Origin of the sequence: Fundicoccus sp. Sow4_F4 (genome assembly GCF_052116145.1) — a bacterium.
GTDB lineage: Bacteria > Bacillota > Bacilli > Lactobacillales > Aerococcaceae > Fundicoccus.
The window spans coordinates 303,532-324,357 of the sequence record NZ_JBQKLQ010000002.1 but is presented as its reverse complement, the minus strand read 5'-3'; the positions used below and the strand labels follow the sequence as shown (position 1 = coordinate 324,357).

Below are 20,826 nucleotides of genomic sequence, written 5' to 3'. Positions count from 1 at the left end.
GCAAAAGAACACCGACCAATACCTTACCAAACTAATATCCTCATCTTTTAGAGCTTAGACCCGTCTTATTTCTATTAAGGTACATCTCCATGAAGTTTGAGTTGATGTGTTTTTAAGGTGTTTTTCCATCGAGTTTCATTGACTATCTTTGAATCATTCAAGTATGATGACTAAAGAGATTATATTTATCAATACGAGAATTTGGAGGTAAATAAAAACATATGAATTCACAAAAGAAAATCCAGATGACAGAAACTGTTTTAAGAGATGGGCATCAAAGTTTAATGGCTACGAGAATGTCGACAAGTGATATGTTGCCAATCATTGAACAAATGGATCTGGTAGGTTATGAAGCTCTAGAGTGTTGGGGTGGCGCAACTTATGATGCAGCCATTCGTTTTTTGAAAGAAGATCCATGGGAACGACTCCGTGAAATCAAAAAACGGGCCAAACATACTAAGTTACAAATGTTATTGCGTGGTCAAAATTTAATTGGTTACCGCCATTATGCTGATGATGTAGTAGAGTCCTTTGTAGCAAAAGCGGCTGAAGCAGGTATTGATGTATTTAGAATTTTCGATGCGTTAAACGATGTGCGTAACCTCGAAACATCAGTGAAAGCTGTTAAAAAAGCTGGCAAACATGCTCAATTAGCGATTTGTTACACAATCAGCCCAGTTCATACGATGGAATATTTTCAAGAACTTGCTTTAACGCTAATCGATATGGGGGCCGACTCTATTTGTATTAAAGACATGGCCGGTATTATGACACCTAAAGTAGCAAAGGATTTAGTGACGAACTTAAAGAAAGTTATCACGGTGCCCTTGAATATCCATACACATGCGACAAGTGGAACGGCAGAAATGACTTATTTAGCCGCTGCAGAAGCAGGAGCAGACATTATCGATTGTGCGATTTCACCTTTCTCGGGTGGAACGAGTCAACCAGCTTCCGAAACGATGGCCTTTGTATTGAATGAATACGGTTATGAGTTGTCCGTCGACCTTAAAAAAATGGAAGATATTGCCGACTACTTTAAACCAATTCGTGATAAATATGTGGCATCAGACGTCTTTGACCGCAAAATGCTCGAGACAGAACCAAAAACACTACTTTATCAAGTGCCAGGTGGCATGTTGTCTAACTTATATTCACAGTTAAAACAAGCAAATGCAGTTGACAAGTATGAAAGTGTTTTAAGAGAAGTACCAAAAGTACGCCAAGATTTAGGCTACCCACCACTGGTGACACCTTTAAGTCAAATGGTCGGAACACAAGCTTCCTTTAATATTTTGGTCAATGAACGTTACAAAATCGTTCCAAATGAAATCAAAGATTACGTACATGGCAAATATGGAACGCCTCCAGGAACGATTGATCCTGAGGTTCAACAAAAAATCATTGGTGATGATGAAGTACTAACAGTTCGTCCGGCTGATTTACTAGAAGCAGAGATGCCAAGCTTGAAAGCAGAGTTAGGCGATTTAGCGAAGACCGAAGAAGATATTTTAACATATGCTTTATTCCCTCAAGTTGGTTTAACTTATCTGAAAGAAAAGTATGCGCCAAAAGAAACTAAACCCACAAATGGAATTACTAGAATCTCAGTAAGAACGTTATGAGAAAGGAGAGCCCAATTTGACAGATTTCACAATTATCGACGGTGTCTATCTGATGATTGTCGCGATGACGACCGTCTTTCTGATACTAGCCAGCTTAGGAGTATTACTTACCCTCATAGGCAAGCTAGTCGACAAGTATATACCCGTACCTGCCAAAACACCCTTGCCAGCAGCACCCGTAGCTAGTGCACCCGTAACACAAACAGAAGCGCAAGGTTTACCACCAGAAAAAGTGGCTTTGCTCATGAGTATTATTTTTGAAAAAAAAGCACAAGAAATTAAAACAAAGAAAATATAATTGGAGGCTTTAACAAATGAAGAATCAATACGAAGTAGAAATCGATGGAACATTATACCGTGTCACAGTAGAAGAAATTAGTCAGTCCGAAAAAAGTCAAGTTGCACCTGCCCCTGCAGCCGTACCTGCTCCAGCAGCTCCAGCTTCAACAAGTGGCTTACAGGTCAACTCGCCAATGGCAGGTAACATCTTTAAAGTGCTTGCAAGACCAGGTCAACAAGTTAAAAAAGGTGAGGCGGTTATTATTTTAGAAGCCATGAAGATGGAAAATGAAATCATTGCACCAGAAGACGGTACCATTAGCGAGATTCTTGTTACCGAAGGACAAGCTGTCGAATCTGATGATGTCCTTTTCAGCTTATAATTATGAGGGGGCATTAAAATATGCTACAAGTTTTTAATGAATTAATCCAATCGTCTGGGATTGCCAATATAACATTTGGTGAAATCACTATGATTGGAATTGCACTTGTTTTCTTATATTTGTCAATCAAAAAAGGCTATGAGCCTTATCTGCTAATCCCAATTGCCTTTGGAATGTTATTAGTTAACTTACCTTTAGGTGGGTTAATGAGCGAACCTACGAGTGCTTCAGATGGTGGCTTACTCTACTACTTATACCAAGGAGTAGACTTAGGGATTTATCCGCCCTTAATTTTCCTCTGTTTAGGTGCATCGACTGATTTTGGTCCTTTACTAGCCAATCCTAAAACTCTTTTATTAGGTGGAGCGGCGCAATTTGGTATCTTCTTTGCATTTTTTGGTGCGATTGCTTTAGGGATGACACCAGAAGAAGCCTCATCCATTGGTATTATTGGGGGAGCGGATGGTCCGACGGCGATTTATACGACCACTCAACTAGCTCCGCATCTATTACCGGCGATTGCTCTAGCAGCCTATTCTTATATGGCGCTAGTGCCGATTATCCAACCGCCCATTATGCGTTTCTTAACGACAGATGAAGAACGTCGTGTAGTAATGAAACAAGTACGTGTCGTGTCTAAAGTCGAAAAGATTTTATTCCCAATTGTAACGACACTGTTTGTTAGTTTGCTCATTCCATCAGCCACCACTTTGATCGGGATGTTGATGTTAGGTAACTTAATCAAAGAAAGTGGTCAAGTCCCTAAAATTACAGAAACCTTGCAAAATTCCTTTATGTATACGATAACGATTATTTTAGGCATTACGGTAGGAGCTAAAGCAACGGCAGAGATCCTTTTATCTACGACTACGTTGACCATTATTGTTTTAGGATTGGTTGCTTTTGCAGTTGGAACGGCTTCAGGTGTCTTACTGGGTAAAGTTATGTACAAATTAACGAACGGAAAAATCAACCCATTAATTGGTGCAGCCGGCGTTTCAGCGGTCCCAATGGCGGCTCGTGTCGTACAAAAAGAAGGCTCGAAATATAATCCAAACAATTATCTTTTAATGCATGCTATGGGACCAAACGTTGCTGGAGTAATCGGTTCAGCAGTAGCGGCAGGTGTCTTGCTTTCTTTCTTCGGTTAACCTATTTTTGATCATTTTAATACCTCTTTCTTGTAGGCCAAGCTACGAGCAAAGAGGTATTTTTTTTATCAAATCATTCTGCCGATTAAGTTTAATCATTAAGCCCAACACACTAAAGGAACAATCACTTCATAGATAATCATGAAAGCGTATGCTAGGATATTAACAACTAGAGAAATTTGAATTAACGTTATAGCTAAACTGTTCAAAAGGAGTGGATTTATGAGTGTTTTTAACTTAGGCAAAGATAGAAAGAAAAAACCAGAAATAAGCCAAACTAGTATTTACCGACTCTTTATTTTAATGGCGTGTTACTTAGGATTAGTAGCTTTGTTGTTTAATTCTCCCAGTGAAATCTTAAATGGTCAATTGAAAATTTTAACGTCACCTTCTAACTTAATTACGGATTATTTTGCGCTAGTTGGAGTTGGACCAACTTTATTCAACTCAGCTTTAATGTTGATCCATGCCTTAATCGTTGTGAAACTAACTCGCGCAGAAATCAACGGCCCAATTTTGGCCGCCATTCTTACGGTAGCTGGTTTTTCGCTGTTTGGAAAGAATTTATATAATTCAATGCCGATTGTCATAGGAGCGTTTGCTTATGCCAAACTGACTCTAATACCGTCTAAACGCTCCTTATTGGCAGCTTTATTTGGAACGGCGCTCGGACCATTGGTCAGTGAGATTACATTTAACATGAATTTGCCGATTTTCTTTGGTATTTTCTTTGGGTGTTTGGCTGGTTTTTTGGCTGGCTTTATGTTGCCACCCATAGCCCAACATGCGATTAGCTTTACGAAAGGCTTCAGCTTGTACAATGTTGGCTTCACATGTGGCTTAATCGGGACACTTTTCACTTCAGTTTTACGCGCAATGGGAAATGAAATCGAACCAGTCACCCTTTATTCATCGGGATATAACTTACATTTCGGGTTCATCTTATGTTTTCTGTTTTCTCTGATGCTGTTGTACGGATTATCGCTTAATTCATGGAGCTTTCAAGGTTACGGTAAGTTATTACAACATTCAGGGCAGTTAACGGACGATTTTATGGAAGAGGAGGGCTTTAGTTTGGCGCTCATCAATATGTCGCTGCTCGGTTTCATAAGCGTTGCCTATCCGATTGCTTTAGGCGGTCAATTGAATGGTCCAGTAATTGGTGGCATTTTGACTGTTGTCGGCTTTGGTGCTTTCGGCAAACACCCTCGAAATGTTATACCAGTTTTAATGGGAGTGACTTTAATGGGCTACGTAAATAGCTTTGATATGTCGTTGACTAGTGTTATTATTGCCGGTTTGTTTGGGACAACGGTTGCCCCGATCGCTGGTCGATATGGTGTGTGGGTAGGTGTTTTGGCGGGGGCAATACATTTTACCATTGTCGGTAATACTTCTTATTTACATGGTGGTATTAACTTATACAATAATGGCTTTGCCGGTGGTATCGTGGCTGCAATTATGATACCTCTATTAGAAGCGGTGGATTACCATCATAAACTCAAGAAAGTGCGAGAAGGAGTCAATCCAGCTGATGTAATCCAAACGGAAGATTAAGAGCGGTTTGTAAGTAAGTACCATTGGCAAAACAGTAAAAGAACATAGAGATTGTCCAAATAGGCTACAATTTTTGCTATTTGTCTTTATAATAATAGTCAGAAGCGATTGAAGAGTAATTCTTGCGTCTTAGTACAGGGAGGTGAAAGTTATCTATACATTAAAAAGAATGTGGCTTGATCGCGACAAACAGGCTTATGAAAAATGGCTTAGTTTGATGCATCGATCGGATTTAGTTGAAGGAGAAGAAGTGGATTACACTGTCGGAATTTTTGATGGTGACACTTTGGCCGCCACCGGTTCTTACCACCGCAACATCATTAAATACCTTGTCGTGTGCGAACCTTATCAAGCCGAAAACTTGCTAGCAAAGATTTTGAACCATTTATTGGAGCAGATGCGATCAGATGGGTATTCACAATTTTTCGTTTATACAAAACCGACTAATGCGATTATCTTTAAGTCCTTAGGCTTCAAAAGCGTAATCGAAATCGACGAGCTTCTTTTTATGGAACTAGGTACCCCTAATTTCAGTCATTATTTGGAACTTCTTCAAGACCATAAGCAATCAGGTCGAGGGAGTGCCATCGTGATGAATGCGAATCCCTTTACTAAAGGACACCAATATTTAGTCGAAATTGCGGCACAAAGTAGTGACCAAGTTTACGTCTTCGTTTTATCTGAAGATCGATCTGAATTTTCAACTGCTGATCGGATGGCAATGGTTAAACTGGGGATAAACCATTTAGAAAATGTCACTGTTTTACCGACTAGAGACTATATGGTATCTTCAGCAACTTTTCCTTCCTATTTTCTAAAAGAAAAAGCCCAGATGACACTTGCTAAAACTCAAGCTACCTTAGATGCGACCTTATTCAAAATGAGAATTGCGCCGGTCTTAGATATTAAGACGCGTTTTGTAGGAGAAGAACCATTTTCTCCGGTGACCGATGTGTACAATCAAGCGATGCAAACTGTGTTCGCTGATGAACTTGCATTGAAAATCATACCGAGACTGGCTGTCAATGACCAAACGATTAGTGCAACTAGAGTAAGAGAAGCTATCGAGGAGCAAAATAAATCGCTACTGTTAGAATTTTTGCCAGAAACAACGTATCAATATTTAAAAAAACTACAGAGAATATCATAAATAATATGGGGTGAAATGAGTGGAACTTATCAAACATGCAGTAGCAGGTACGGTTGAATCAAGCGATATTATGGTTACCGTAGAACCAACGAATCAGCAAGCAATTACCATTGATTTAGATAGTAGCGTTGAAAAACAATTCGGTAAGCAAATTCGTGCTGTGATTCAAGAAACACTTAATAAATTAGGTGTTCAAGCCGCCAAAATTACAGCCATCGACAAAGGTGCCTTAGATTGTACCATCCAAGCGCGTGTCATTACAGCGGTCTATCGCTCAGCAGGTAAAGAAAATTACGATTGGAAGGAGATCAGTTCATGGAACGCTTAAGAAGAACAATGATGTTTGTGCCGGGTGCTAATCCAGCTATGCTTCGCGACGCCCCTTTATACGGAGCTGACTCCATTATGTTTGACTTGGAAGATGCTGTATCCTTAAAAGAAAAGGATTCCGCACGTCTTTTAGTTCATAACGCGTTAAAAACGGTCGACTTCAGTGCCACCGAAACGGTTGTCCGTATTAATGCCTTAGAAGATGGTGGTGACCAAGATATCGAAGCGGTTGTAACGGCCGGTGTGAACGTGGTCCGCTTACCAAAAACGGAACGTGCGGAAGACATCGTCGAAGTAGCAAAAGTCATCACCGACGTGGAAGAAAGATACGGTATCGAAGTGGGTCGGACGAAAATGATGGCTGCTATTGAGTCGGCTGAAGGGGTGATGAATGCCCGCGAAATCGCTCTAGCATCTGACCGTTTAATCGGGATTGCATTAGGAGCCGAAGACTATGTGACTAACATGAAAACCAGACGTTACCCCAATGGCCAAGAGCTGTTTTTTGCTCGGAACATGATCTTGCATGCAGCTCGCATTGCAGGCATTGCGGCAATCGACACAGTTTACTCAGACGTTGAGAATACTGAAGGTTTCCAAGCGGAAGTAACTTTAATTAAACAACTAGGTTTCGATGGCAAGTCTGTCATTAACCCGCGTCAAATTCCATTAGTTAATGCAATCTATGCACCAACTGAAAAAGAAATTCAAAATGCGAAAGAAGTTATTTGGGGCATTCGTGAAGCAGAAGCAAAAGGTTCAGGCGTTATTTCAGTCAACGGTAAAATGGTTGATAAGCCAATTGTTGAACGAGCCGAACGCGTGATTGCTTTAGCTAAGGCAGCTAAGTTAATAACAGAGGAGGATATTTAAGTATGGTTAAAAATAATGTAGGACGCGATATCCCTCAAGAACATGCTGATCAATACGGGGTTTATGACGATTTATTTACGAATGTTAAACCTTACACAGAATCAAGCCGTCAATTGAAACCAATTAAACCAGGCGAAACAAAATTATTAGGCAGTCTACGTGAAGCGATTGAAAAAACAGGCTTAAAAGACGGCATGACCATTTCCTTCCACCATCACTTTCGTGAAGGAGACTATGTAATTAACATGGTAATGGAAGAAATAGCAAATATGGGTATCAAAAACTTAAAAATTGCACCGAGTTCGATTGCCAATGTGCATGAACCATTGATTGAACACATCAAAAATGGTGTTGTAACTGACATCACGTCAAGTGGCTTACGTGATAAATTAGGTGCAGCTATTTCGGAAGGAATCATGGAGAATCCGGTAGTCATTCGCTCACACGGTGGACGTGCCCGCGCAATAGCAGCCGACGATATTCACATTGACGTAGCATTTTTGGGAGCACCAAGCTCAGATGAATACGGCAATGCTAATGGAACCCGCGGTAAAGCAGTTTGTGGTTCTCTAGGTTACGCTATGATTGATGCAAAATATGCTGACCAAGTGGTGATTATTACTGATACATTAGTGTCATATCCAAACTCACCCATTAGTATTCCCCAAACTGATGTCGACTATGTAGTCGAAGTAGATGCCATCGGCGATCCCGCCGGTATTGCTAAAGGAGCCACTCGTTTCACGACGAATCCGAAAGAATTGTTAATCGCTGAATATGCCAATGAAGTGATTACTAAGTCTCCTTATTACAAAGAAGGTTTCTCTGTTCAAACGGGTACAGGTGGGGCAGCTCTAGCCGTTGCACGTTACTTACGTGAGTCCATGTTGAAAGACGACATCAAAGCAAGTTTTGCTTTAGGTGGGATTACAAATCAAATGGTAGAACTACTCGAAGCTGGTCTCGTTGAGAAATTACTCGATGTTCAAGACTTTGATGCCTTATCAGGTCAATCATTAGGTCGAAATGAAAATCACATCGAAATCGATGCTAATTTCTATGCATCGCCATTAAGCAAAGGGTCAGCAATCAACCAATTAGACATGGTAATCTTATCTGCCTTGGAAATCGACACAAATTATAACGTCAATGTCATGACCGGTTCTGACGGAGTCATCCGTGGTGCTTCCGGCGGACATAGTGATACCAGTGCCGCCAGCAAAATGAGTTTAGTCATCTCACCGCTGATTCGTGGACGTATCCCGACAATCGTCGACGAAGTAAATACGATTATCACACCTGGAGCCAGTGTGGACGTCGTTGTAACAGAAATTGGCATCGCGATTAACCCGAACCGTCAGGATTTACTAGAGCATTTTAAATCAATCGATATTCCGCAATTCACCATTCAAGAATTGAAAGAAAGAGCTTACGCCGTGGTGGGAACGCCAGAACCAATTGAGTATGGTGATAAGGTTGTTGCCTTAATCGAATACCGTGATGGTACGATTATCGATGTGGTACGTAATGTCTAATTCTGTTTTTGATGGACCAGCCGTCGAATTAATGAGTCTGTTAGATGCCCGCGAAGCTCGCGTTGCCATGCAGCGAACACTGCTACACGAACATCCAACCGATGTGATGTTGTCAGCTACGATGAACATTCCTGGAGCAGTCAAAACATCCGAAGTGATTCTGGAAGTGTTTGCGACTGTGATTGAAGCAGTTGAAAGAGCACTGTCGGATATAACCGTCACCGCTCAGGTATATCGTGATTTACCGACGGGTCCTGAATATTACTTAACTTTGCCCTTGACGTCAGTTGAATTGAAACAGCGCATGATTCAACTCGAACAAAACCATCCATGGGGACGACTGCTTGATTTAGACGTCCTCTGGTTAAAGGATGGGGAGTTGACTAGTGTCAGCCGTAAAACTTTAGCTTTACCGCCGCGAACTTGCTTTATATGCGACGAAAATGCCAAAGAATGTGGACGCTCGAGACGTCACAGCATCCCCGCCATGCGCCAAGCTATCGGCGACTTAATCGACCGGGGACGGGCAGTATAATGAATATCAACCTTATTTTCACCCAAACAGAACCCCCTCACTTTTTACTAGAGTGAGGGGGTTCTGTTTTTGGGGTTGATTTAGGATGACCAGGATTTAGTTCATTAGAAATAAGGGTGAGAGGATAGGTTGGCCAAACAATGCAAGACCAGTTGTAATGGTTTGAAAGGCTTCAATAATTTCATTAGGAAGAAGTTCAGTTGGATGTGTTTTATTGTAATTCACAATAAATTCAAGCCGGCCAGCCATTCTTTCGCGTAAAAATGTGAGGTAATCTGGATCCTCGAAAGGAAAATACTTGTCATTGAACCAAAGGAAGCTAAAGTAGTTAAACTTATATTTCAGAAGTACTTGGGCGGGGACGGGTATCGTGCTATAGCTAACAGTTTAAACAAAATGGGCTACAGAACGATTAAAGGTAATCCGTTTAGCATTACGGCAGTTAAAGACATTCTTTACAATCCTACTTATTCAGGAAAGATACGTTATAATCGACACGTAGATTGGGAATGAAAACGACGAAAGGGTTATAATCCTAACTACATTCTTGTTGATGGACCACATGAGCCTATCATAGATAAAGAGTTTTTTCAAAAGGTACAAGATCGACTTAAACTAGAAAGTAAACAACCTAAGTGGAACCACAGAGGGGAAAATTTACTAACTGGCTTACTGAAATGCCCAGAATGCGAGGCGGCTATGAGTGCATCTAACACAACAAACACATTAAAAGATGGAACGAAGAAAGGATACGTTACTATTCTTGTGGAAAATTCCGTCAGCAAGGATCAAGTGTATGTCATGCAAACTCCATACGTGCTGACAAGGCTGAACCTTTTGTTTTGGAGAGACTCAGTGAGGTGATACAGGTACCAGAGATACTAAGTAACGTTGTAAGTGAGTTAAATAAACAAATACAGACACAGAGAAAACCATGGGAAAGAGAACTACAGCAACTTGGTGCTGATCTAGTGGAGACGCAGAAAAAACTCGAAAAGTGGGAAGATTTAATTAAAGTTTCACCAGAGTTGAGGGTTGACTTAAACGATAGAATCCATCAGCTTGAGATGGAGTGTGTGAATAATAGAAAACGTACACAAGAGCTAGTGCAAATTTTACATACAGAGGGCTATAGCATTAAACTAAGTGATGCTAAAAAAGTTATGGGATTAGTCACTCAGCTGCTTGAAGATTCAGACTCTAAAGCAGCTAAAAAAGCTATTTTAAGGACTTTTGTTGATAAGATAACCGCTGATAAAGATTCTAAGTCCAATTATAAAATTTATATGAAGTTCGATGATGCTGTAATAGCTAAGTTAAATGAACAGATGAAAAAGAGCCAACAGCTGGAAATGCTGTTGGCTCTTTTTCTGTAGCCACGCCACTTGAAATTGTAATCTGAATACATTAAATAACGACTCTAATGTTGAGTTAGACCGAAAAGAAGTAACAGAACTCGTCCCAACATATAAGTCACTTAGCTAGAATTAAGAACAAGATTCGATGGATGGATCTTGTTCTTTTTCTTATGTTACTGTAGCTAGTGCTGATTTTACAATTTCTGTTATGATATAGGTATCACGAATGTAGCGATTAATAAACCGCAGTGACCAGTGATACGCACATGCGTACCATAAATGATGATAAAAATTTCATATGTTTAGTAAATAAGAGTGTCTATTCAATCTCCTATATCCTCTAAACTCATCGGGGGTTCGGGGGTCATTAGATAGTCGTATTCAAAGTTTATGAGCCAGTAGATGGGAATTCGAGACAAGTTCATCAATCTAAAAATAAATTAGAGTGTTATAGGGAAATCTATGAGCTCTGCTTTAGTTGCTTTAATGCCAATATTTGGGGGTTATTGTTTGTAAATGATTATCGTAATTACAGTCATTTTAGAGATCGTATCTTACTCGCAAGTTGCTTATAAGAATCTGAACCCAAGAAAAAAAGATCAAGCAACCAGTATAGTCGCTTGATCTTGATAATATTCTTCTTCAACCTTATTTGACAATGAGGTATTTATTTAAAATCCTATTTTGGCATGGGGATGTTTCTTACTTTAACTCATCACTGCTGTAAAGATTTTCTTGGCGAGGGTTGCAATAGAACTATCTGACCAGTAATCTGATAGGACCGTCAATATGTATGGGCGCGAGCTTTCAACAATGGCTGTTGAGTGGTTATAATACGGCCACCAAGCCCCAATTTTCTGGAAGACATTGGCTGCTACTGTGTCTAACTTCGTTTTATCATAATCTGTACTATCTAAAGACAGCATCGCCTGTTGTTGTGGATGTTCATAAATATAGGCCATCACTTTATTGATTTCGCGTGGTGTCATATTACGTGTATAGCTTGGCGCACCATATACTTCTTTCGTAAAGCGGTTGAAATCAGCTTTATCACGGTAACCTACATAATGCAGTAACATGTTACTACCTAAGTTATCTGAATTGACAATCGTACGATTCAAGACATCCCGCAAGGTATACGTTTTATTCTGATAGTTCTCATATTGAATCGTTCCACTACCGCCCCAAGCGTATGACTCCGTATAATTATAAATACTTGATGTATACTTCAAGGGCATATCCCAAGATAGATTGCCCTTTTCAACTTGCTCCAGAGTATAAGCAACTAGAACAATTTTCGGTATGGAGGCCCCGTACATGGCTGTATCACCGTTTAAAGACGCCGTTCTCAAGTCATCTTCGACTAAACTTTCATAGAAGAAATGAATTGGCGAATTTTTATATTGGTTTAATACTGCTTGAACTGCCATATGAGTTCCCGTTAACGTCCCTTCTGGTAAATTAGGATCGGTTGGATTTGTTGGCGACGTTGGGACCGTTTTAGTTGGATCCGTGACAATTAAACGATCACCAGAATAAATATAATTTGAAGTCAAATTATTCCATGATTTTAATTGATTGACTGTGATATTGTTCTGATTAGCAATTAACCATAAGTATTCACCTGATTTAACCGTGTGATATTTGGCTGCTGGCTTTGTGGGTTCAACAGGTTTTTCTGGCTCTTCGGGCTTAGTTGGTTCAGTTCGCTCTTTGGGCTCTTCAGGCTTAACAGTTTTTTCAGGTTCTGGCTTTACTGGTTGTTCAGGTTCAGGCTTAACTGGTTGTTCAGGTTGCTCTGGTTTTTCAGGTTCTGGCTTTACTGGAGTGGTTACTTGAGCTGGATCTGTTACGGCTAATTTATCACCTGCGTAAATATAATTGCTAGTTAACTGGTTCCAAGATTTTAATTGATTCACTGTAATCCCGTGTTGAGTTGCAATTTTCCATAAATAGTCTCCAGACTTCACGGTGTAATAAGTTGTTTTCGGTGCTGGAGTGGATGGATTAGGCGACGGTGTCTCGGGTTTTGTTTCGACTGGTTGCTCAGGCTGTGTCGATGACGGTGTCGTACTCGTTTTCGATACAATAAAGCGATCGCCTGAGTAAATGTAGTTCGACGTTAGGATATTCCAAGTTTTTAATTGCGCTACTGTAATGCCGTATTGATTTACAATTTTCCAGAGATAATCTCCCGGACGTACCGTGTAATAGGAATTGGTTGTTGTCTCCGTGTTCTCGTTTTCTGTTGGTTGACTTGTATTTGGGTCACTAGGTTTTGTAGCCACTGGACCGGCTGATACTTTTAGTTGGTCGCCTGAATAAATATAGTTGGAAGTTAAATTGTTCCATTGCTTGAGTTAAGCAACCGTAATCCCGTATCGCCCAGCAATCAGGTATAGATATTCTCCTGATTTAACGGTGTGCGTCTTGGCAGCAGCTTCAGCTGTGGTAGTCATTGTACGCACTTTTAATGGAGCTACTTCTTGTGTTACCGATTCTGATTTTGCTTCTAATTGAGAATCCGCTTCTGAAGTTGCTTTCTTGCTTGGGATCTCTTGTGCTACTTCCGTTTCTACATTATCTGTACCTTCTATTAGTGTGTCGTCAACCGTCTCATCAAAAGCTTGAATTGGCTTGCTTAAGTTATCTGATAGAGTGTCTGATAATAAGTTGGTTGGTGAGGCCTCGCTTGATGTATCGGTCATTGCTTCTGTGAAGGATTCTTCACTCAAAGTCTCTGTTGCTTTCTCTAATTCTTCAGCAATATTCGTTTCTGGCTTCACTGTTGCTTCAATTGTTGCATTATTCCCTGCCGAGTTTACTATTTCTTCAGCATTTGCTGTTGGGACGCTTAAAGCTATCATGGCCGCTCCAAGGCTAACGATTATCCAGCTTACTTTTGATTTACGCATGATTTACTTCATTTTTAGACTCCTTTACTCCAATTGATGTATTCGCTTACATATATATTTAGATTATAACGTTTTTATAGTGTGATGTGTTGAGTTTCTAGGTCTGTTTGCTTTATTTTAAACGAAGTAATGACGACATTAAGATAAAAGCATTTGTTCATTTTCTTGAATAACACCAAAAGCCACCAGCTCTCATTAAAATGCTAATGAGTACTGGTGACTTTTTTAGTGTTTTTTAATCTTAATTAGACCTTTATTCAATTACATGGATTCTTCACAGAATTTCCTTCCACAAAAAGCAATTAGCTTCTTACCTCGACATAACTCCAAAAATTTCAGTCGAAGCTTGACTAAATTGATACGCTCCGACGCTGTTAAACAGCCTAAGCTAAATGTGATTGAAATATCGGATGTGGACAAACTCGAAGAGTAAAGTTATTTATTTGAGTTGTTCCATCAATAAATGCCCACCCACTTCCAACTCAGTCAATGAACAACTTTTCAATTGAGCCACATAGGCTTGAATTCGTAAGATTTCATCAGGCCAAGAAGGCGTACCATTGACCCACTCTAGGGCAGTAGGGCCATCGGTTTCAAATAATAACTGCTGTGTTGGAATAAGATTAATCAGCTGATCGGTCAAGGTTGAATGCCCTGCATCGACAGAAATCGTAAAGAAACAGCCTAGCTCCAAATAATCAGTCACCAAGTCCAAAGGCCCACTATACCAGTGGATAATTTGACCATGTAATTGGTGCTTTTGTAGCAAGGCAAGTACTTCTTTTTCAGCTCCTTTTGTGTGGATATTGCAAATTTTTTGGTGCTTTTTTGCCTCCGCTAGAAAATATTCAAAAACTTCCAATTGACGCGGGTAAGCCGTTGTATCTTCTGCCCAGTGGAAGTCTAAACCAATTTCACCGATGAAATCACAATCCTGAATGTAAGGTTCAATATTGTCTAAAGATGTAGTTGGCGTCACCTTCCAAGGATGAATTCCGAATCCCTTTAAGATGAGTGGATGGTCTGGAATGGATTGATAGTCAGACACAGACTCACTAACCGCTAAAGTTGTCATGTTTAAGACTTCAAAGTCCGCCAATGCCTTCTCCAGCGATGGATAATGACTGAGGTGATCATGGGCATTTATTATCATGCCAATTCACCGACAAATAAATGCCGAGCTTGCCGGTACAGAAGCAATAAAACTAGACCAGCAATTACTGTTGTGATAATGACAGATCCTCCATTAAATACAAAGGAATAAAAGCCAACAGACCAACCTTCTGGAGCAAACCGGCCCCAATAATAAACCCCAGTAATAAAGTGCCAGAAGTAACGAGCTAGAGTCCCGATAAAAGTACTCAAAAAGATATAATAAGTTGCTTTCTTCTGATTTACCGAAGCGGTTGCCTGTTGAAGTGCCGGAGCCACAATTCCTGCTAGCCCATTAAAAGCAAAAGCTACTGGATAATCTAGCACCACTTGTATAGGGTGGATAATTGAAGCTCCGCCTAGAATAATCGTCAGTAGGCCCCATAAAAGCCCAGTAAATATCCCTGCTTTCCACCCTCGACGTAAACAAAACAATGTAATGGGAATCGAGCCCAAAGCGATATCGAAGCCTGTTCCTTCGATAGGAAACAGTGAGATAATAAAGGCCAAAGTCGCAATCAGCCCAGCCTCTATATAAACAGTTAACGAATTTTTTTGCATAAAAATACCCCCTTTGATACACAAAGGAGGCTTAAGTCTTCTTAAGTCTGCAATCCCTCCGCACGTACTAACGTGATCAGGTAATAAGAGTCCCGGCATACATCCAGTCTCAATCACTCTAGTGATTCCCCTTTGCTTAGATGATATCATAGCTCATAAAAAAAACGTTGTCAATCTCGATGTTTTATAACCCTTCCTTCAGATGATACATCTAAAGATTGTGGCGTTTTCTATGGATAAATTAGTAAGATCCTTTTCTTTTATGATGAGATATTTAATTTGATGGATGATATGAATTTAAATGATGCCTACTTCTGGACAATTAATGAATCAATGGGGTTTACTGATATTGAACACTATTTGCTAAATAAGGGTGGGTACACAAGCTGATTGCATTCAAACCAGAGTCAACACTTGGGCGTCTGATAGAATTGGAACCTATGGTGTTATAGGATTTGTGACTCCAAATTCTATTAATGATAAAGGTAGTATGGCTGGCTTTAGGAAGGTTATTAATGAAGAGTTTAATCATATATATACATATAACCTGACTGGAGCTATCAAAGGGAAAATAGGAGATGATGCATTAAAAGAAGGTGGAAGTGTTTTCGATATTATGATAGGAACGGCAATAACGATATTAGTAAAAGATAATACAGATGAAAATACAGTTAATTATTTTGAGGTTGCTCCATATCAGAGTAAAGAAGAGAAATTAGAAAGTATTAAAACTTTACAATCAATTAATAATCTTAAATTTAAAAAAATAACTCTTGATAAAAATAATGATTGGATAAATCAAAGAGATGATAGTTTTGATGCTTTTTATAAATTAGATAACGAAATATTTAATGACAGAGCAACTGGGTTAAGTACTAGTCGTGATAGCTGGGTTTATGGGTTTAATTCTAAAAAAGTTATAAATAATACTAATTTCATGATTAAAAACTACAATGATGAAGTAAAAAAATAATTTCAAATTATACTGAAGTTAATAGTGTAGATATGGATCCGACAAGAATCAAATGGAGCACAGATTTACTGAAAAATGTTGAGAAGAAAAATATTATAAAACCAACTAATAATATCATTCAAAGTATGTATAGACCTTTTGTAAAAAAGAACCTCTACTATCAGAGAGATATACTTGAAAGACCGGTAGATTTGAGTATTTTTTTGGTGAGAAAAATCTTTCAATAGTAATAACAGGTAAAGGAGCAAGAAGAAAATTTGTCTACTTTTGTAACAGATTTGATACCCAATCAGGACTTAATGGAAAAAACATAAGTCTACTATTTCTTGAAAAATTCTAATAATATTCTTGAGGAAAAGTATAATATAAATAATATTTTTGAAAAATTAGGATAGTCAAAAGAAGATTTATTTTCATATATATACTCAGTTTTAAACCATAAGGAGTACATCGAGAAATACTCCGCTAATTTAAATAAGTCTCCCAGCGTTCCGCGCTTGCAACATAGCCGCCAACCAACAAGTAAGCAGTGAATATATGATACAATAGAAGCAAGCGAAGATAATGAGGGGTGCAAGATGGATCAAGCAATGGAACTGGCATTTGAACAATCAAAAACGGGGGATAAGGACGAACGGTATCAATCTTATCAGACGATTATCGCAGCAACGGATCAAGAAGTATCTTGGGCGTATGAAGTGTGGGACCAGCTAATAGAAGACTTGAGTCACAAGGATAATCATCAAAGATCGCGTGCTAGTCAATATTTGGCTGGGCTGGCTAAAAGCGACCCAGACAAGCGAATGCTGGCGGATTTTCCGGAAATATGGCAGGTGACTTATGATGAAAAGTTTGTGACCGCTAGACATACACTGCAAGCTTTATGGAAAATTGGGATAGCTGGGAGCGAACAAAAAGACATGTTGCTGACGTATTTAAGCGACCGTTTTAAAGTCTGCGAGAACGAAAAAAACTATACGTTGATACGCAACGATATCATTCAAAACATGAGAAATCTATATGACTATTTTGCTAGTGAGGGGATTAAAGATCTTGCTTTGGAGCTGATTGAAACGGTGGACGACGTTAAATATCAGAAAAAATATCTAAAAATCTGGAAGTAAGCAAAAAAGGTAGGCAAGTTGAGCGAACTCAACCGGCCTACCTTTTAGTTTGAATTATTTAGCGCGCTTGACTTCGATACGGTAGCCATCTGGGTCCGTCACGAAGAAATAAGACGGTGTCCCACCTGAAAGGCCTCTTAATTCGCCTGTTTCATAAGCGGAATCCTTGCAGATGCGATGCATCTTCTCCAAGTCGCTAACTGTCACGCCTAGGTGACTGAAGCCATCGCCGATGGTGTAAGGCTCGGCGTCATAATTGTAAGTTAATTCAATCTGTACAGAAGAACCCGGGGAATTTAAATAAATTAAATCAAATTTATCCTCAGGGAACTCACGACGACTCGCCACTTCAAAATCGAATAGCTTCGTATAAAAGTCTAACGTCGCCTCAATATCTCTGACACGCAAGCAAATCTCAACTAATACTTGATCCATAAAATCATCCTCCAATAGTTTCTTATCTATATACTAACACGAAACGAATTTAGACGCATTGGATACACTCCAACTAGCATCATTTTTAATAGGCAATATCTCGATAAGGCACCAAAGTACAACAAAGCCTAGGCGGAGCGGTCAAATAAATCGGATTTGACCGCCAGAAAGGCAATCACCAGACCCATCAGGGCGGTTAAATATAAACCAGGGGCGACAGAAGCAGCTGACATGGCCAAGGAGCCAAAGGGATTATCTGCTAAACTAGCTTTCGTATCGGACAAAGTGCTTTGGAAATTGAAGAAGACGAACATTGGGAAACTGGTCGCAAGCAGTCCAAAGATAAGCACCGTCCGTTTCAAGCCAGTGCTTAATAGCTGCCTTTTGTTGCCAATAAACACCAACACTAAAATCACGACAAAAGCGATTACCGAAAACAAACCATCGCCTTCAATCCCAGGGATTCCTTGATTCAAGACCTTGAGCCAGGGCAATGTGCAAGCAAACAAACCTACGAGCGCAGCCAAGGCAATGACAAGTCTTTGTGTATGCATGAAAAGCCTCCTTTTGTTAATTCTAACACTAACAAACCAAGTGACAACAACCGAAAGATTGATACAGCTTGAATTTACCATGCCGATGTATTTATGACAAGTAATTCACCGCTAGACAGGCGTCTTGATTGCATGCCAACAGCCTTCGTGGTATGTTTAGACTACTCATGACCAGCAAGAAATTTAGGAGAGATAGATTGGAAATTACACTTATCATCCAAGTCATGGTGGCCGTTTTTCTCGGCTCGCTCATGCGCTCAATCTTCGGCTTCGGTGACTCCGTCATCAGCATGCCCTTATTAGCCCTTTTACCCATACCGTTTTCAACCTCGGTCGCCCTGATTGGCCTGACTGGCCTGACCTCGGCCTTTTTTTACGCCGTCTCAAGTTGGCAAGACAAGGATACCGTTATCTTAAAAAAATTATCCCTCGCCACCCTAGTCGGCATCCCTTGCGGCCTGTTACTCGTGCGCTTTGCCAGCGAAGAATGGATTAGTTTCCTGCTAGGCATCCTATTAGTGGCCTATTCGATTTTTTCCCTGACCGGCTCACGCGCCAGACAAGTCGCCTTGCAAAAGAAATTTGCCCACCCGCACGCCTCCTATCCCTTTGGCTTTGCCGCGGGCATGCTCGGCAGCGCCTATAACATGAATGGCATTCCGGTCGTCTTATATGCAGCCGGGCGCGACTGGACACCTAAACAATACTCCAGCAACGTCCAGGCGCACTTTTTCGTCTCAAGCGCCCTAGTTATCCTCAGCCATATTATCGGAGGCTTCTACACGACCTCACTCGCCATCCTATACCTGGCCTCGATTCCAGCCGTCTTACTCGCGATTTTAATCGGCAACCAGCTCTATGCCCGCATCCCGATGGACAACATCAAACGCTACATCTTTTACTTAATCTTCCTCCTCGGGCTCCTCAACCTCATAAAAATCTTTTAACCCATGGCAAAATAGGACTCACAACGTTACAAAAAACAATTAACGCCGCCTCAATCGAGGCGGCGTCAGTTGATGTAGCTTAACTTAGATAAGTTTCCATGATACTCACAAAGGTTGGGATGAAAGCTAAATAATCATCCACTTCAATATATTCATCAATTTGGTGAGCAATATTGACATCACCCGGACCGTAAATAGCCACATCCATGTTTGGATTGTTTCTTTGGAATTGTGCCGTATCGGTAGTGCCAGGTAAGGCTAATAACTCAATGTTGTCTTGATGAGAGACTTGATGAATGACTTGAATTAAGTCAGAATTTGGATCCGAAACGACGGTCGGCATATCGGCCAAGAGTTCAAATTCGAAGTGGTAGCCTTTATCTAGGGCATTCATCTCGTCGACGGTAGTTTGTAGTAAGTGCGTTAATTGATCATTATCGAATTCAGGAATCGTGCGGGCGTTCGCTTGATACTCAGCGTATTCAGGGATGGAATTTAATTGAACGCCGCCGTCAATCAACGTAATGCTATGAATGGTGCGACCGAGTTTGGCGTTTTCATATTGCGCGATGACTGGGTCAATTTTTTCTTGAATCACAAGCATGAAATCCCGTAAATGTTGAATCGCATTCTGACCCTTTTGTGGGGGCGAAGAATGAGCTGAAAGGCCATAAGATTTAATCTTGTAATTGTATGAGCCACCATGCATATAAAGAATACGGTTATTAAATGGTTCTGCCACTAGAAGACCATTCAAGTCATCGGCGTAGCCTAAATCACTCAGTTGGCGTGCGCCTGGTTCACCAGTTTCTTCACCGACGGTCGCAAGTAGACGAATGCGACCATTAAATTGTTGCTTTTCTTTCGCGTGAATCATCGCAATGACTAAGGCCATCAGGCCACCTTTCATATCCGTGCTGCCACGGCCATATAATTTGCCAGCCACAATTTCGGCGGCATAAGGTGCGTGTTGCCATAAGTCATGATTGCCTGCTTTGACAACATCCATGTGGCCGGAAATACCTAAGGTTTTTTCAGAGCTACCGCATTGAATCTCAGCCACTAAGTTTGAGCGGCCAGGCTCCAATTCGATTAATTCAGAGTCGATGCCATGTTCTGTCAACAAAGCTTGTAAATAGTTGGCGACTTCTGTTTCGTGATCATTTTCTGTGCGTATACGGATAATATCTTGTAACAATTCAACGGCTTGTTCATTTTGAATCATTCTTCCGCCTCCTTTATCTATTGACTTAATACTACTCCTTTTTAATCGTTCAAGCTAATTTGCTTTCTTTTTTTAGGCCGTAAAGTTATTTGTCCTATTTTGCCAGGGTAATCATTGGGGTCAAGTTATTTATTTTTTTTAGGGGCTATACTTGGCTTATCAAA

The 20,826-nt window shown here is 40.2% G+C and carries 23 protein-coding genes, 2 pseudogenes and 1 riboswitch; of the genes and pseudogenes, 18 read left to right on the top strand and 7 right to left on the bottom strand.

Annotation, left to right across the window (positions count from 1 at the left end):
• Positions 1 to 221 precede the first annotated feature (221 nt).
• The 13 genes and pseudogenes from ACTQ5J_RS05460 to ACTQ5J_RS05400 all read left to right on the top strand — a co-directional run bounded on the left by ACTQ5J_RS05460 (position 222) and on the right by ACTQ5J_RS05400 (position 10,794).
• A complete protein-coding gene (locus tag ACTQ5J_RS05460; protein WP_441751252.1) occupies positions 222 to 1,625 on the top strand; it encodes an oxaloacetate decarboxylase subunit alpha in 1,404 nt (467 codons plus the stop codon).
• Between the two features lie 16 nt (positions 1,626 to 1,641).
• Positions 1,642 to 1,923 (top strand): OadG family protein, encoded by a 282-nt coding sequence (locus tag ACTQ5J_RS05455; RefSeq protein WP_441751250.1) that lies wholly within the window; start codon positions 1,642 to 1,644, stop codon positions 1,921 to 1,923.
• Positions 1,924 to 1,939: 16 nt separating this feature from the next.
• The gene (locus tag ACTQ5J_RS05450) at positions 1,940 to 2,287 is read left to right on the top strand and encodes a biotin/lipoyl-containing protein (protein ID WP_441751248.1); all 348 of its coding nucleotides are present in this window, start codon (positions 1,940 to 1,942) and stop codon (positions 2,285 to 2,287) included.
• A gap of 20 nt (positions 2,288 to 2,307) precedes the next feature.
• On the top strand, positions 2,308 to 3,438 hold the full coding sequence (locus ACTQ5J_RS05445; protein WP_441751246.1) for a sodium ion-translocating decarboxylase subunit beta: 1,131 nt from the start codon (positions 2,308 to 2,310) through the stop codon (positions 3,436 to 3,438).
• Positions 3,439 to 3,660: 222 nt separating this feature from the next.
• The gene (locus ACTQ5J_RS05440) at positions 3,661 to 4,995 is read left to right on the top strand and encodes a DUF1576 domain-containing protein (protein WP_441751244.1); all 1,335 of its coding nucleotides are present in this window, start codon (positions 3,661 to 3,663) and stop codon (positions 4,993 to 4,995) included.
• 169 nt (positions 4,996 to 5,164) lie between these two features.
• Complete coding sequence (gene citC, locus ACTQ5J_RS05435; protein WP_441751341.1) at positions 5,165 to 6,145, top strand: [citrate (pro-3S)-lyase] ligase; 981 nt, start codon at positions 5,165 to 5,167, stop codon at positions 6,143 to 6,145.
• Positions 6,146 to 6,164: 19 nt separating this feature from the next.
• Positions 6,165 to 6,473: a citrate lyase acyl carrier protein gene (gene citD, locus ACTQ5J_RS05430; RefSeq protein ID WP_441751242.1), complete on the top strand. Its 309-nt coding sequence runs from the start codon at positions 6,165 to 6,167 to the stop codon at positions 6,471 to 6,473.
• Positions 6,461 to 7,348, top strand: a complete 888-nt coding sequence (citE, locus tag ACTQ5J_RS05425; protein WP_441751240.1) for a citrate (pro-3S)-lyase subunit beta — start codon at positions 6,461 to 6,463, stop codon at positions 7,346 to 7,348. Before citD ends, citE begins: the two co-directional genes overlap by 13 nt.
• 2 nt (positions 7,349 to 7,350) lie before the next feature.
• A complete protein-coding gene (gene citF / locus ACTQ5J_RS05420) occupies positions 7,351 to 8,883 on the top strand; it encodes a citrate lyase subunit alpha (protein ID WP_441751238.1) in 1,533 nt (510 codons plus the stop codon).
• A complete protein-coding gene (gene citX / locus ACTQ5J_RS05415) occupies positions 8,876 to 9,418 on the top strand; it encodes a citrate lyase holo-[acyl-carrier protein] synthase (RefSeq protein WP_441751236.1) in 543 nt (180 codons plus the stop codon). Before citF ends, citX begins: the two co-directional genes overlap by 8 nt.
• 273 nt (positions 9,419 to 9,691) lie before the next feature.
• A complete protein-coding gene (locus tag ACTQ5J_RS05410) occupies positions 9,692 to 9,931 on the top strand; it encodes a recombinase family protein (RefSeq protein ID WP_441751339.1) in 240 nt (79 codons plus the stop codon).
• A gap of 212 nt (positions 9,932 to 10,143) precedes the next feature.
• Positions 10,144 to 10,260: pseudogene (locus ACTQ5J_RS05405) on the top strand (hypothetical protein); the annotation flags it as partial.
• An 18-nt stretch (positions 10,261 to 10,278) separates the two neighbouring features.
• Positions 10,279 to 10,794, top strand: a complete 516-nt coding sequence (locus tag ACTQ5J_RS05400; RefSeq protein ID WP_441751234.1) for a hypothetical protein — start codon at positions 10,279 to 10,281, stop codon at positions 10,792 to 10,794.
• Between the two features lie 689 nt (positions 10,795 to 11,483).
• Here ACTQ5J_RS05400 and ACTQ5J_RS05395 read toward each other — a convergent pair.
• The 4 genes from ACTQ5J_RS05395 to thiT all read right to left on the bottom strand — a co-directional run bounded on the left by ACTQ5J_RS05395 (position 11,484) and on the right by thiT (position 15,404).
• The gene (locus tag ACTQ5J_RS05395; protein ID WP_441751232.1) at positions 11,484 to 13,064 is read right to left on the bottom strand and encodes a LysM peptidoglycan-binding domain-containing protein; all 1,581 of its coding nucleotides are present in this window, start codon (positions 13,062 to 13,064) and stop codon (positions 11,484 to 11,486) included.
• A gap of 72 nt (positions 13,065 to 13,136) precedes the next feature.
• Positions 13,137 to 13,691 carry a LysM peptidoglycan-binding domain-containing protein gene (locus ACTQ5J_RS05390; RefSeq protein WP_441751230.1) on the bottom strand — a complete coding sequence of 185 codons (555 nt, stop codon included), beginning with the start codon at positions 13,689 to 13,691 and terminating at the stop codon, positions 13,137 to 13,139.
• Between the two features lie 439 nt (positions 13,692 to 14,130).
• Positions 14,131 to 14,844: a TatD family hydrolase gene (locus ACTQ5J_RS05385; RefSeq protein ID WP_153832341.1), complete on the bottom strand. Its 714-nt coding sequence runs from the start codon at positions 14,842 to 14,844 to the stop codon at positions 14,131 to 14,133.
• Complete coding sequence (thiT, locus tag ACTQ5J_RS05380; protein ID WP_441751228.1) at positions 14,841 to 15,404, bottom strand: energy-coupled thiamine transporter ThiT; 564 nt, start codon at positions 15,402 to 15,404, stop codon at positions 14,841 to 14,843. The genes ACTQ5J_RS05385 and thiT overlap by 4 nt, the downstream gene beginning before the upstream one ends.
• A 36-nt stretch (positions 15,405 to 15,440) precedes the next feature.
• Positions 15,441 to 15,546, bottom strand: a riboswitch (TPP riboswitch).
• Positions 15,547 to 15,777: 231 nt separating this feature from the next.
• Here thiT and ACTQ5J_RS05375 point away from each other — a divergent pair.
• The 4 genes and pseudogenes from ACTQ5J_RS05375 to ACTQ5J_RS05360 all read left to right on the top strand — a co-directional run bounded on the left by ACTQ5J_RS05375 (position 15,778) and on the right by ACTQ5J_RS05360 (position 17,501).
• A complete protein-coding gene (locus ACTQ5J_RS05375) occupies positions 15,778 to 16,377 on the top strand; it encodes a type ISP restriction/modification enzyme (protein WP_441751226.1) in 600 nt (199 codons plus the stop codon).
• Positions 16,374 to 16,604 carry a type ISP restriction/modification enzyme gene (locus ACTQ5J_RS05370; RefSeq protein WP_441751337.1) on the top strand — a complete coding sequence of 77 codons (231 nt, stop codon included), beginning with the start codon at positions 16,374 to 16,376 and terminating at the stop codon, positions 16,602 to 16,604. The genes ACTQ5J_RS05375 and ACTQ5J_RS05370 overlap by 4 nt, the downstream gene beginning before the upstream one ends.
• A gap of 180 nt (positions 16,605 to 16,784) precedes the next feature.
• Positions 16,785 to 16,910 (top strand): annotated as a pseudogene (locus tag ACTQ5J_RS05365) (hypothetical protein); the annotation flags it as partial.
• Between the two features lie 45 nt (positions 16,911 to 16,955).
• Positions 16,956 to 17,501: a hypothetical protein gene (locus ACTQ5J_RS05360; protein ID WP_441751224.1), complete on the top strand. Its 546-nt coding sequence runs from the start codon at positions 16,956 to 16,958 to the stop codon at positions 17,499 to 17,501.
• A gap of 54 nt (positions 17,502 to 17,555) precedes the next feature.
• On the opposite strand, the gene gloA is transcribed toward ACTQ5J_RS05360, so the two are convergent.
• Positions 17,556 to 17,936, bottom strand: coding sequence for a lactoylglutathione lyase (gene gloA, locus ACTQ5J_RS05355; protein WP_441751222.1), 381 nt, complete (start codon positions 17,934 to 17,936; stop codon positions 17,556 to 17,558).
• Positions 17,937 to 18,064: 128 nt separating this feature from the next.
• Positions 18,065 to 18,490 carry a hypothetical protein gene (locus tag ACTQ5J_RS05350; RefSeq protein WP_441751221.1) on the bottom strand — a complete coding sequence of 142 codons (426 nt, stop codon included), beginning with the start codon at positions 18,488 to 18,490 and terminating at the stop codon, positions 18,065 to 18,067.
• A 197-nt stretch (positions 18,491 to 18,687) separates the two neighbouring features.
• On the opposite strand from ACTQ5J_RS05350, the gene ACTQ5J_RS05345 reads away from it, so the two are divergent.
• Positions 18,688 to 19,437: a sulfite exporter TauE/SafE family protein gene (locus ACTQ5J_RS05345; RefSeq protein ID WP_441751219.1), complete on the top strand. Its 750-nt coding sequence runs from the start codon at positions 18,688 to 18,690 to the stop codon at positions 19,435 to 19,437.
• 79 nt (positions 19,438 to 19,516) lie between these two features.
• Here ACTQ5J_RS05345 and ACTQ5J_RS05340 read toward each other — a convergent pair whose 3' ends face one another.
• On the bottom strand, positions 19,517 to 20,662 hold the full coding sequence (locus ACTQ5J_RS05340) for an ArgE/DapE family deacylase (RefSeq protein ID WP_441751217.1): 1,146 nt from the start codon (positions 20,660 to 20,662) through the stop codon (positions 19,517 to 19,519).
• Positions 20,663 to 20,826 lie beyond the last annotated feature (164 nt).